The 10908-nt window shown below is 68.4% G+C and carries 13 protein-coding genes; 6 read left to right on the top strand and 7 right to left on the bottom strand.

Going from position 1 to position 10908, the window contains the following annotated elements; all coding sequences use genetic code 11:
* Positions 1–260 precede the first annotated feature (260 nt).
* Complete coding sequence (gene ptsP / locus J2X21_RS23835) at positions 261–2039, bottom strand: phosphoenolpyruvate--protein phosphotransferase (protein WP_310332620.1); 1779 nt, start codon at positions 2037–2039, stop codon at positions 261–263.
* Positions 2040–2155: 116 nt separating this feature from the next.
* Between ptsP and J2X21_RS23830 the strand changes: the two genes are divergently transcribed.
* Positions 2156–2965, top strand: a complete 810-nt coding sequence (locus J2X21_RS23830; RefSeq protein ID WP_310332619.1) for a GNAT family N-acetyltransferase — start codon at positions 2156–2158, stop codon at positions 2963–2965.
* An 8-nt stretch (positions 2966–2973) separates the two neighbouring features.
* Here the strand turns inward: J2X21_RS23830 and J2X21_RS23825 are convergent, their stop codons facing one another.
* From J2X21_RS23825 to J2X21_RS23815, 3 genes are read right to left on the bottom strand one after another with little or no spacing between them, the layout of a single operon-like run.
* Positions 2974–3243, bottom strand: a complete 270-nt coding sequence (locus J2X21_RS23825) for an HPr family phosphocarrier protein (RefSeq protein WP_310332618.1) — start codon at positions 3241–3243, stop codon at positions 2974–2976.
* On the bottom strand, positions 3240–3638 hold the full coding sequence (locus J2X21_RS23820) for a PTS sugar transporter subunit IIA (protein WP_310332617.1): 399 nt from the start codon (positions 3636–3638) through the stop codon (positions 3240–3242). The genes J2X21_RS23825 and J2X21_RS23820 overlap by 4 nt, the downstream gene beginning before the upstream one ends.
* A 9-nt stretch (positions 3639–3647) precedes the next feature.
* Positions 3648–4142, bottom strand: a complete 495-nt coding sequence (locus J2X21_RS23815) for a hypothetical protein (protein ID WP_310332616.1) — start codon at positions 4140–4142, stop codon at positions 3648–3650.
* A 38-nt stretch (positions 4143–4180) separates the two neighbouring features.
* Here J2X21_RS23815 and J2X21_RS23810 point away from each other — a divergent pair, with 38 nt between their 5' ends.
* The 4 genes from J2X21_RS23810 to J2X21_RS23795 all read left to right on the top strand — a co-directional run bounded on the left by J2X21_RS23810 (position 4181) and on the right by J2X21_RS23795 (position 8297).
* The gene (locus J2X21_RS23810) at positions 4181–5428 is read left to right on the top strand and encodes a CaiB/BaiF CoA transferase family protein (protein WP_310332615.1); all 1248 of its coding nucleotides are present in this window, start codon (positions 4181–4183) and stop codon (positions 5426–5428) included.
* 141 nt (positions 5429–5569) lie between these two features.
* Positions 5570–6721, top strand: coding sequence for an ATP-binding protein (locus J2X21_RS23805; RefSeq protein ID WP_310332614.1), 1152 nt, complete (start codon positions 5570–5572; stop codon positions 6719–6721).
* 22 nt (positions 6722–6743) lie between these two features.
* Complete coding sequence (locus J2X21_RS23800; protein ID WP_310332613.1) at positions 6744–7229, top strand: TlpA family protein disulfide reductase; 486 nt, start codon at positions 6744–6746, stop codon at positions 7227–7229.
* 75 nt (positions 7230–7304) lie between these two features.
* Entirely contained in the window at positions 7305–8297 is a 993-nt protein-coding gene (locus tag J2X21_RS23795; protein WP_310332612.1) for an N-acetylmuramoyl-L-alanine amidase-like domain-containing protein, read from the top strand.
* On the opposite strand, the gene lipA is transcribed toward J2X21_RS23795, so the two are convergent.
* Positions 8294–9259, bottom strand: a complete 966-nt coding sequence (gene lipA / locus J2X21_RS23790) for a lipoyl synthase (RefSeq protein WP_310332611.1) — start codon at positions 9257–9259, stop codon at positions 8294–8296. The genes J2X21_RS23795 and lipA overlap by 4 nt on opposite strands.
* A 2-nt stretch (positions 9260–9261) precedes the next feature.
* On the bottom strand, positions 9262–9930 hold the full coding sequence (gene lipB, locus J2X21_RS23785) for a lipoyl(octanoyl) transferase LipB (protein WP_310332610.1): 669 nt from the start codon (positions 9928–9930) through the stop codon (positions 9262–9264).
* A 56-nt stretch (positions 9931–9986) separates the two neighbouring features.
* Here lipB and J2X21_RS23780 point away from each other — a divergent pair, with 56 nt between their 5' ends.
* Positions 9987–10616 carry a tetratricopeptide repeat protein gene (locus tag J2X21_RS23780; protein WP_310332609.1) on the top strand — a complete coding sequence of 210 codons (630 nt, stop codon included), beginning with the start codon at positions 9987–9989 and terminating at the stop codon, positions 10614–10616.
* Here J2X21_RS23780 and J2X21_RS23775 read toward each other — a convergent pair whose 3' ends face one another.
* Positions 10617–10901, bottom strand: a complete 285-nt coding sequence (locus tag J2X21_RS23775) for a DUF493 family protein (protein WP_310332608.1) — start codon at positions 10899–10901, stop codon at positions 10617–10619.
* Positions 10902–10908: the final 7 nt, after the last annotated feature.

Genomic DNA, 10908 nt, shown 5'->3' with positions numbered 1-10908 from the left:
GGATTTTGAACTGCTTTCGCATCTGTCGTCAAGTACTTTTGAAAAATTATTTTCGAAGCACTCGGCGACTCTCTCGATCCGCCCAGACCTTTCGATCCGCCTCCGCCAACTCAGCCCTGCGTCTTGCAACTCAGTTCCGTCATCAGCGAAGCCCACGACTGTAGCACAGGAAATTTGGGGCGGGCAAGAGATGCTGCAAATTAGTTTGTTGAGCCCTCGTCGGCTGAGGCGCCAGCGGCCTCAATCACTCGGTGCGGCTTTCAATGTGCGGCAGCAGGTGCGGCCCTGACGGCAGCCAGCTCCCGCTCGGCCGTGGCTTGCGGATCCTCACTATCCAGTAGCTTGGGTAGCGCGCCCGCCAGACGCTGCGCATCGGCGCGCAGCACACGTTGCTTCACTGCCGGGATTTGCGATGGATGCATGGAGAAGCTGCGCAGCCCCATTGCCAGCAACAACTCCGTGAAGTCGGGATCGCCCGCCATCTCGCCACAGACACTCACGCCCTTGCCTGCAGCACGCGCCTGCGCGATGGACTGGCTGATGAGTTGCAGCACTGCCGGATGCCACGGGTCGTACAAGTGCGCCACGGCCTCATCCGCGCGGTCGATGGCCAACGTGTACTGAATAAGGTCGTTGGTGCCGATGGAGACGAAGTCCACATGCCGCAGCAGCAACGGAAGCATGACCGCCGCGGCGGGGATTTCGATCATGACGCCCAGTTCCACGCGCGTGAACGCATGGCCAGCGTCGGTGAGCTGCTGCTGCACCTTCTTGATGGTCTCCAGGATCTGCCGCACCTCACTGAGGTGGGCCACCATGGGAATCAGCAGCCGGACCTTGCCATACGCGCTCGCTCTATATATGGCGCGCAGCTGCTGCCTGAACATGCTGGGCTCGGCCAAGCTCCAGCGGATGGCGCGCAAGCCCATGGCTGGATTCAGTACATGCTCGTGCCGCAGTTCGTTGACCGTGAGTCGGTCCAACGGCTTGTCGGCGCCGACGTCGACGGTGCGAATCGTCACCGGCATGCCTTTCATCGCCTCGACCGCCGCCTTGTAGGCCTCGAACTGCTCGTCCTCGCTGGGCAGCTCCCCATCGCGGTTCATGAACAGGAACTCGCTGCGGAACAGCCCGACGCCGGTGGCGCCTGCCGCGACGGCCGCCTCAGCGTCGGCTGGCATCTCGATGTTGGCGTGCAGTTCGATGTGCTCGCCGTCCAGCGTGACTGCCGGCGTATGACGCAGGCGGGCCAGCCGTGCCCGCTCCAGTTCGCTCTGGCGCTGGCGGAACCGGTACTCCTCCAGCACGATGGGCGAGGGGTTGACGATGACCGTGCCAGCGTCGCCGTCGATGATGACCCAGTCGTCCTGCATGATGAGGCGCGACGCCTCGCGCGTGCCGACCACCGCCGGGATGTCCATGCTGCGGGCGACGATGGCGGTGTGCGAGGTCTTTCCGCCGATGTCGGTGATGAAGCCGCGGAACACGCTGCGCTTGAACTGGATCATGTCGGCCGGCGCGATGTCGGCGGCCACCAGCAGCAGCGGGTCCTCGCCAGCGAAGTCGCGGGGCGTGACGGGCGTGGGCGCATCGCCCTGCTCCTGGGCCAGGGCACCGAGAACACGCTCCACCACCTGCTCCAAGTCGGCCTTGCGCTCCCGCAGGTAGTCGTCCTCCATCTCGTCAAAGGCGCGCGCCAGCACCTCGAGCTGCGCAGACAGCGCCCATTCGGCGTTGTAGTGCCGGTCGACGATCCATTGGCTGGCACCGCCGGTGAAGGCCTCGTCGTGCAACAGCATCAGGTGCACGTCCAGCAGCGCGGCCAGTTCGTGAGGCGCGTCCTCGGGCAGCTCGTTCTTCAGTGTTTCCAGTTCCTGGACGACCGCATCCCGCGCACGCAGCAGGCGGGCAATCTCGGCCTGGATCTCGTCGGGCGCCACGAAGTAGTGGGCCACGTCGACACGGCTGGACGCCACCAACACCGCCCGGCCTATGGCCACGCCGCGTGAGACCGCAATGCCGAACACCTGGAAACTCATCGACACCCTTTCACAGACCGAGCGGCCAATGTAGCCTGACCCGCCGACCCGGCGCCTCATGGTTTTTTCATAGGGTCTTCACCTCAGCGTCAAACCTGCCGCCCAGCATGGCGGGCATGAATCGCAATCCCATCGTCACGCAGGCGCTGACGCGAGCCGCCACCCCGCAGTTCGCCGAGCGCCGGGCACAACCCTCTCTCCGTCTCAGCGTCGACTGGGCCCGCAGCGAGGCCGAGGTGCGTGAAGCCCAGGCCCTGCGCTATCAGGTGTTTGCCGTCGAGATGGGAGCTCGCCTGGCGCCGCCCAAGGGCGCGCCGGCCGGCCTGGACATCGACCTCTTCGACGCCTACTGCGAACACCTGCTGGTACGTGCGGGCAGCTCGGACGACGAACCCGGCCCGGTCATCGGCACCTACCGGGTGCTGACACCGGCGGCGGCCAAGCGTGCCGGCGGCCTGTACAGCGACACCGAGTTCGACCTGACGCGACTGCGCTCGATACGACCGCGGCTGGTGGAGATCGGCCGCTCCTGCGTGCATGCGGACCACCGCAGCGGCGGCGCCATCCTGGCGCTGTGGGGCGCGCTGGCCGAATTCATGGCCCGCAACGGCCTGAATACCGTCATCGGCTGCGCCAGCGTCAGCATGCGCGACGGCGGCCATTACGCGGCCAGCCTGTGGCGGCAGATCGCCGCCCAGCATCTGGCGCCCATCGACTGCCAGGTGCGCCCGCGCCTGCCGCTGCCCATCGCGCACCTGCGGCAAGACCTGCAGGTGGAGCCGCCGGCGCTGATCCGCGGCTATCTGCGCTGCGGCGCCAAACTGATGGGCGAGCCGGCGTGGGATCCAGACTTCAACACCGCCGACCTGCCGCTGCTGCTGCGCACGGCGGACCTGCCCGCACGCTTTCGCCGCATCAGCGGCTGAGGTTCAGCTCACTGGCCTTCGCCGAACTTGTCGTTGACGAGGGCGGTGATCTGGTCTTGCGCGGCCTGTTCGTCCTCGCCGTCCGTCTCCAGTTCGACGGTTGCGCCCATGCCGGCGGCCAGCATCATCACGCCCATGATGCTCTTGGCGTTCACGCGACGGCCGTTGCGGCTCATGTGCACCTCGCACTTGAAGCTGCCGGCCAGTTTGGTCAGCTTGGCGGACGCACGCGCGTGAAGACCCAGCTTGTTGCTGATGGTGAGGGTGGACTTGATCATTCGTCGGGAGGCAAGGGGGGCGTGGCGACGATGCCGCTGACCGCACCCTGCACGGCGTACCGGGCCAGTTCGGTCAAGGACTTCTTGTCGGCGTAGCAGAGCGTGCGCCACAGCATGGGCACGCTGACACCAGTGAGCACCTGCACCCGCTCGCCCGCCAGCAACTGGGCGCCGTTGCTGGGCGACGCGCCATAGGCGTCCGCCAGCACCAGCCAGTCGCCGCCAGGCGCCGTGGCCATCAGCGCCCGGGCGGCCGCCTCGACGCCTTCCGGCGCCGTGCCGGGTTGGACGTCCAGCACGGTCAACGTGGGCGCGCAGTCGGGGAAGGTGTGTTCGGCCACCTGCCGCAGCGCGGAGGCCAGCGGCGCGTGGGCGATCACAAGCAGATGGGGCATGGCGGCATGTTAGCGGGCCGCCTCGATGCGCAGCCCGGCGGCGAAGATCTCCCAGGCCGCCGCGTCGTCTTCCGGGGCCGTCATCAGCGCCTGGTAGACCCGGCCACCATAGGCGAACACGGCCACGCGCGTGACGCCGGCGCGGCCCGAGAGGCGGTACTGCGCGGCCTGCGGCAGCGGCGTCATGCCCGCCACTTGCAGCGGCGCGGCGGCGGGCAGTGGCTGGCCCAGCTTGGTGGCCAGCGCCTGGGCCATGGCCTTCAGCGCAGCGCCGGACTGCGTGGCGTCGGGCGCCTCGGCCCAGGACAGCGCGAAACCACGACCGCCCGCTTCGCACTGGGCCAGTCCGCTGTTCTGGCGCTGCTCCACCTCGGGCTTGCATGGGAAGGAGGCGACGGCACCCGAACCGGCCGGCCGCGTCTCGCGCCAGTTCAGCGCCGGCTGGCAGGCCGACAACAGCAGGCCCAGCATTAGGGCAAATCCGGCGGAGAGGCTGAGGCGCATGGCCGAATTATCGGTAGCTGCCCCGCGACAATTCCGCAATGCAAGAGTTGTCCCCTCCCCAAGCCCCCCAGGCGCTGGCTGGCGTGCGCGTGCTGGACCTGTCCCGTGTGCTGGCCGGCCCCTGGTGTACGCAGACGCTGGCCGACCTGGGCGCCGACGTCATCAAGATCGAACGCCCCGGCAGCGGTGACGACACCCGCGCCTGGGGCCCGCCCTATCTGAAGGACGCCGACGGCCAGGACACGTCCGAGGCCGCCTACTTCCTGGGCGCCAACCGCAACAAGCGCTCGCTCGCCGTGGACCTGTCCAGGCCCGAGGGCCAGGCCATCGTGCGCAAGCTGGCCGGCCAGGTGGACGTGCTGGTGGAGAACTTCAAGGTCGGCGACCTGGCCCGCTACGGGCTGGACGCGCAGAGCCTGCTGGCCGAGCACCCCGGCCTGGTCATCTGCTCCATCACCGGCTTCGGTCAGACCGGCCCGTATGCCGATCGCGCCGGCTATGACTACGCCGTCCAGGGCATGGGCGGGCTGATGAGCGTGACCGGCGAGCGCGACGACCTGCCCGGCGGCGGCCCGCAGAAGGTGGGCGTGGCGGTCGCCGACCTGTTCACCGGCATGTACGCCACCGTCGCCATCCTGGCCGCGCTGCGCCACCGCGACGCCACCGGCCAGGGCCAGATCATCGACATGGCCTTGTTCGACACCCAGCTCGCCATGCTCGCCAACCTGGGCAGCAACTACCTGTGCAACGGCAAGACGCCGGGCCGCATGGGCAATGCCCACCAGAACATCGTGCCCTACCAGGTGTTCGAGACCCGCGACGGCCACCTGATCCTGGCCGTGGGCAACGACCGCCAGTTCGCCAAGTTCTGCGACATCGCCGGCCGGCCGGACTGGGCCGCCGACCCGCGCTTCGCCACCAACGCCGAACGCGTGCGCAACCGCGCCGTTCTCGTGCCGCTGCTGGAGGATGCCGTCCGCCAGCGTCCGCGCGCCGACTGGCTGGCGGCGCTGGAAGCGGCCAAGGTGCCCTGCGGCTCGATCAACTCAATTGGTGAGGCGCTGGCCGACCCGCAGGCGCAAGCTCGCGGCGCCGTGGTGAACCTGCCCCATCCGCTGACCCCCGACCTGCGCCTCATCGCCAGCCCGATGAAGCTATCGGCCACGCCCGTGCAGTACCGCCATGCACCGCCGCTGCTGGGTCAGCACAGCGAGGACTTGTTGCGTGAAGCCGGCTGTAGCATGGAAGAAATCACGAATTGGCGCCAAGCGGGCGTGATCATGTGAGTGCAAACCCACCCCTGAACCAAGGGTTTCCCCCCGCCCAGGGGATGGAGAGCCCGACCGCCTGCACTGAGCATGCGCTTTCATAAACCGCGGCTGCCCAAGCACTAGAACCATTGCCGCGGTTCTTCTCAATTCGGGGCCATGTCCACACCGCCGTCCTCCGCGCCAGTCAGCGCCGCCAACGATGTCATGCCAGAACCCACGCCGGTGCAGTGGGCTGACATCGTCCAGCAGCTGGGCGCTGAAATCGCGGGACCGCTGAGCGCGGCGCTGGAACAGATCCAGAACCTGGCCACCACCGGCCAGATCGACCGCCGCGGCCTGCGCATGCTGCGCCGCAGCGTGGACGACGCCCGCACGGCCGGCATGCTGGGCCAGCAACTCGCACGCCTCGCGTCCGGCCGGCTGCGCCTGAACCGCGAACGCCAGCACCTGACCCAGATGCTGCGCAGCGTTCTGGCCCAGCGCAGCCGCGAGACGCAGGCGCGCGGCGTGCAGGTGCGCCAGTCGCTCAAGGCCGTGGAGATCTGGGCCGACGGTTCGCTGCTGTTCGCGCTGCTGAACGCGCTGATGGACTGGGCGTTGGCCAACACGCACTCGTCGGTAGACCTGCGGCTGGACCTGACGCCCTGGCCGGTCAAGGCACGCCTGAGCTGCCGCTTCGCGCACCGCTCGCTGGACCTGCTGGGCGACGACGGCGACCCGCCGGCCTCGTCCGCGGGGCTGGACTCGCTGGCCTGGCGGCTGCTGGAACAGACGGCCATCACGCTGGGCGTGCTGCCGCTGCGCGAGCAGGAGGCCGGCATCACGCTGCTGACGCTGGAGTTCAACCAGCTCGCCCCCGATGACGCGCCGCCACCGCCCGACAGCACCCACGCCAGGCTCGAAGCCGAGGCCGAACGCATGGGCGGCAACTCGCGCCCGCTGGCGGGCTGCCAGCTGCTGGTGCTGTCGGCCAATCGCGACCTGCGCCACGACGCCCAGACCGCCGTGCGCCAGATGGGCATGCTGGTGGACGTGGTGGGCAGCGTGGCCGAGGCCGAGCAGTTCTGCCGCGAGGGCCTGCCGCACGCGATGCTGTTCGACGCCGCGCTGACCGACGACGCGTTGCTGCAGCTGATCGCCGGCGTGTCGCGCGAGGCGCCGGACGTCGCCTTCGTCGAGATGTTCGACGGCGAGCACCGCACCCAGCTCTCCACCGCCACGCGCGACGGCGTGGCCCGCATCTCGCGCCGCAACCTGCCGGACGCGCTGCCCTCGCTGCTGATGTTCGAGCTGTCGCGTCGGAATTGACGGTCTTTCTAGAATGGCGGTCATGCTGAACCGCCGCTCCCTTGCCCTGATCGCCCTGAGCACCGCCTTGCTGGCGGGCTGCGCCAAGGAATCGGCGCCCGCCGTCGACTACGTGCTGCTGGACGGCAGCAAGGCCAGCTCGCAGCAATGGACCGGCAAGGTCATGCTGGTGAACTTCTGGGCCACCAGCTGCGCGACCTGCGTGAAGGAGATGCCGCAGATCGTCGCCACGCACGACAAGTTCAAGGCGCGCGGCTTCGACACGCTGGCCGTGGCCATGAGCTACGACCCGCCGGCCTTCGTCGCCAGGTTCGCCGAGACGCGCAAGCTGCCGTTCGGCGTGGCGATCGACAACACCGGCAGCGTGGCCAACGCCTTCGGCCCGGTGCAGATGACGCCCACGACGCTGCTGATCAACAAGCGCGGCGAGATCGTCAAGCGCTACGTCGGCGAGCCCGACTTCGCCGCGCTGCACGGCCTCATTGAGAAGCTGCTGGCCGAGGCCTGAGCGGCGCCGCCTGCGTTATGGGAGCCGCACAAGCTCTCATGAGCGCAGCGCCGGCCGCCGGATGACACTGCGGCGATGACGAAGAAGACCCTCGCCGCCCTGGCCGTCGCGCTGCTGTTGAGCGCCTGCGCGCATCAACCCCCTGTGCCGCCCAGGATAGAACCGACCGCCGCGCAGCTGGACGCCGCCCGCCGCGTCGGCCTGCCCGCTGCCGAACTGGGCGAGCTGCTGAACAAGCCGCTGTTCCAGATGCAGCCGCGCGAGGTGGGCCGCTATCTGGCCTGGCAGCAGCTGGAGCAGCCCGACCTGCGCAAGCGCATCGCGGCCATCGCGCGCAAGAACATCGGCCAGCCCTACGAGTTGTTCCTGCTGGGCGAGTTCCCGTACGAGACCTACGACACCCAGCCGCTGTTCAGCCTGGCCAAGAGCGACTGCGTCGTCTTCGCCGAGCACACCTATGCGATGGCGCTGAGCGGCTCGTGGGAGGAGTTCTTCTGGGTGCTGCAGCGCATCCGCTATCGTGACGGCGTCATCGGCACGGCCACGCGCAACCACTACACCGAGGCGGACTGGAACGTCGCCAACCACTGGCTGGTGACCGACGTGACCCGCACGCTGGGAGCCCCGACGCAGGCCTACCACCAGCGCATCGACCGCCAAGCCTTCCTGCTGAAGCAGTTCAAGATCCAGCGCGACATCCCGGTGCAGCCCTTCGACGATGTCTATGTGGCCAAGCAGGACGTGGCCGCCATCGAGTCGCAGCTGCAGGACGGCGACTTCGTCAACGTGATCTCGGGCCGCAACGGCAACCACTACGCGTCACACGTCGGGCTCATCGTCACCGGTGCCGATGGCTCGCGCCGCCTGCTGCACTCGGCCGAGCCGCAGGTGCGCGAGGAGACGCTGCAGGGCTTCATCGCCCGCATGGCGGAGCGCGACGCGCGCAACGCCGGTCAGAACAAGGTGACGCTGTCGGGCTTCAAGTTCCTGCGGCTGAACGACAACCCGCAGGCACCGGCCATGGCACCGCAGCCGCGCCCGGCGCGGCCGGCAGTGCTGGGAAGTTAGGCGACCGGATTCAGCACGCCGTGGGCCTGCTGGTCCGCGTGGTAGCTGCTGCGCACCATCGCGCCCACGGCCGCGTGCGTGAAGCCCAGCTCGTAGGCTTCCTTCTCGAACTGCTTGAAGGCGTCCGGCGTCACGTAGCGGCGCACCGGCAGGTGGTGGCCCGACGGCGCCAGGTACTGGCCGATGGTGATCATGTCGATGTTGTGCGCGCGCATGTCGCGCATCACCTGTCGGATCTCGTCGTCCGTCTCGCCCAGGCCCACCATGATGCCGCTCTTGGTCGGCACGCCCGGCACTTCTTCCTTGAAGCGCTTCAGCAGGTTGAGGCTGAACTCGTAGTCCGAACCCGGACGCGCTTCCTTGTACAGGCGCGGCGCGGTTTCCAGGTTGTGGTTCATCACGTCCGGCGGCGCGGCCTTCAGGATGTTCAGCGCGCGGTCGGCGCGGCCGCGGAAGTCGGGCACCAGCACCTCGATCTGCGTCGTCGGCGACAGCTCGCGCGTCTTCGTGATGCACTCGGCGAAGTGGGCGGCGCCGCCGTCCTTCAGGTCGTCGCGGTCCACGCTGGTGATGACGACATACTTCAGCTTCAGGGCCGCGATGGTCTTGGCCAGGTTCAGCGGCTCGTTGACGTCCAGCGGATCGGGGCGGCCATGGCCCACGTCGCAGAACGGGCAGCGGCGCGTGCACTTGTCGCCCATGATCATGAACGTCGCCGTGCCCTTGCCGAAGCACTCGCCGATGTTGGGGCAGCTGGCTTCCTCGCAGACCGTGTGCAGCTTGTGCTCACGCAGGATCTGCTTGATCTCGTAGAAGCGCGTCGTCGGCGAGCCCGCTTTCACGCGGATCCAGTCAGGCTTCTTCAGCGTCTCCGCCGGCACGATCTTGATCGGGATGCGCGAGGTCTTGGCCTCGGCTTTCTGCTTGACGCTGGGGTCGTAGGTCGTCGTCGTGTCGGTCATGGTCAGGGAGTCAACTGGGCCGAGAGCCGCTCGGCGAGACGGCTGGCCGCGGTCGGCCAGTCCGTGAAAACCCCGATTTTATCGAGGGATGTGGTTTCCAGCCCTTCGTATCCGCAAGGGTTGATGCGGCCGAAGGGTTCCAGGTCCATCGCGACGTTCAGCGCGAGGCCGTGAAAGCTGCAGTGGCGGTTGATCTTGATGCCCAGGGCGGCGATCTTGGCCAGGCCCTTGAAGGCATTGGCCGGGTCGGTCGGGCCGGCGGGCGCCGCATGGGCGCCGGGGTCCGCCGGGCGCACGTAGATGCCGGGCGCGCCAGCCACGCGCAGGCCGGTCACGCCGTAGCCGTCCAGCGTCTGGATGAGGGCCGTCTCCAGCCGGAACACGTACTCCTTCACGTAGATGCCCAGGCGGCGCAGGTCCACCAACGGGTAGGCCGTGACCTGGCCCGGGCCGTGATAGGTCACCTGGCCGCCACGCTCGGTGGGCACGACCGGGATGTCGCCCGGCAGCAGCAGGTGCTCGGGCTTGCCGGCAATGCCTTGCGTGAACGTGGGCGGGTGCTCGCACAGCCACAACTCGTCGGGCGTGTCGGCATCGCGCGCGGCCGTGAAGGCGCGCATGGCCTCCAGTGTGGGCAGGTAATCCACCCACCCCAATGTCTTGACGATCATGCAGGCATCATAGGCAGGGCCTGTAAGCCCTCGCCCGCCCGGGCCGACTCATCACCATGAAGACTGCACCGATTGCCGCGCTGCTGCTGGCCCTGTCGATGGCGCACGCCGCCACGCTGTCCGAAGCGCTGACGGCTTACGACGACGGCAACTTGAAAGCAGCTGCCCAGGGCTTTGCCGCCTCGGCCGCGCGCGGCGAGGCGCTGGGCCAGTTCAACCTGGCCATGATGCATCTGCGCCGCGAACTGCCGGGCGCCAGCGACGCGCGGGCCTGGCACTGGCTGCAGCGCGCGGCGGCCCAGCAGTACGCACGCGCCGAGAACGCGCTGGGCGAGATGATCGAGAACGGCCGGCGCGGCAAGCGCGACCCCAAAGCCGCCTGCGACTGGTTCGAGCGCGCCGCTGAACATGGCAACGGCGACGGCGCGCTGGCCACCGCCACCTGCTATTACCTGGGCCGCGGGCGCGCGCAGGACATGGTCCACGCCCACCGCTGGTATCTGGAAGCGGCCAAGGCCGGCGACGTGGGCGCGCAATACCTCGTGGCCTCGATGTTCGAGACCGGTCTGGGCGTGGAAGCCGATGCGCGCCTGGCGCGCTACTGGTACAACGCGGCGGCCCGCAATGGCGACGTCGCCGCCCGTGCCAAGCTCAAGGCGATGGAGGCCGCCGACGCGTCGACCTGATCAGAGCACCACCTTGACCATCGGGTGCGTGGTCAGCGTGCGGTAGATCTCGTCCAGCTGCTCGCGGCTGGTGGCCGTGATCGTGATGGTCAGGCCCAGGTAGTTGCCGCCCTTGCTGGGGCGCTGCTCGATGGTCGCGGCGTCGAACGCCGGGTCGAACTGCAGCGCCACATGCGTGATGGCCTCGACGAAGCCCTCCACGTGTGCGCCCATCACCTTGATGGGGAACTGCGACGGGTACTCGATCAGCGACTGTTCGGGCGGGATGTCCGGAGGCAGATTCATGCGAGGT

Origin of the sequence: Roseateles asaccharophilus, assembly GCF_031458115.1 — a bacterium.
GTDB classification, from domain to species: domain Bacteria; phylum Pseudomonadota; class Gammaproteobacteria; order Burkholderiales; family Burkholderiaceae_C; genus Pelomonas; species Pelomonas asaccharophilus_A.
Note: the sequence above shows the minus strand (reverse complement) of the source record. Positions and strands in the feature narration are given on the sequence as shown.

What these genes read in the sequence shown, in the direction of transcription:
- ptsP (WP_310332620.1), bottom strand. Translation starts at nt 2,039, where the DNA reads ATGAGTTTCCAGGTGTTCGGCATTGCGGTCTCACGCGGCGTGGCCATA.
- J2X21_RS23830 (WP_310332619.1), top strand. Translation starts at nt 2,156, where the DNA reads ATGAATCGCAATCCCATCGTCACGCAGGCGCTGACGCGAGCCGCCACC.
- J2X21_RS23825 (WP_310332618.1), bottom strand. Translation starts at nt 3,243, where the DNA reads ATGATCAAGTCCACCCTCACCATCAGCAACAAGCTGGGTCTTCACGCG.
- J2X21_RS23820 (WP_310332617.1), bottom strand. Translation starts at nt 3,638, where the DNA reads ATGCCCCATCTGCTTGTGATCGCCCACGCGCCGCTGGCCTCCGCGCTG.
- J2X21_RS23815 (WP_310332616.1), bottom strand. Translation starts at nt 4,142, where the DNA reads ATGCGCCTCAGCCTCTCCGCCGGATTTGCCCTAATGCTGGGCCTGCTG.
- J2X21_RS23810 (WP_310332615.1), top strand. Translation starts at nt 4,181, where the DNA reads ATGCAAGAGTTGTCCCCTCCCCAAGCCCCCCAGGCGCTGGCTGGCGTG.
- J2X21_RS23805 (WP_310332614.1), top strand. Translation starts at nt 5,570, where the DNA reads ATGTCCACACCGCCGTCCTCCGCGCCAGTCAGCGCCGCCAACGATGTC.
- J2X21_RS23800 (WP_310332613.1), top strand. Translation starts at nt 6,744, where the DNA reads ATGCTGAACCGCCGCTCCCTTGCCCTGATCGCCCTGAGCACCGCCTTG.
- J2X21_RS23795 (WP_310332612.1), top strand. Translation starts at nt 7,305, where the DNA reads ATGACGAAGAAGACCCTCGCCGCCCTGGCCGTCGCGCTGCTGTTGAGC.
- lipA (WP_310332611.1), bottom strand. Translation starts at nt 9,259, where the DNA reads ATGACCGACACGACGACGACCTACGACCCCAGCGTCAAGCAGAAAGCC.
- lipB (WP_310332610.1), bottom strand. Translation starts at nt 9,930, where the DNA reads ATGATCGTCAAGACATTGGGGTGGGTGGATTACCTGCCCACACTGGAG.
- J2X21_RS23780 (WP_310332609.1), top strand. Translation starts at nt 9,987, where the DNA reads ATGAAGACTGCACCGATTGCCGCGCTGCTGCTGGCCCTGTCGATGGCG.
- J2X21_RS23775 (WP_310332608.1), bottom strand. Translation starts at nt 10,901, where the DNA reads ATGAATCTGCCTCCGGACATCCCGCCCGAACAGTCGCTGATCGAGTAC.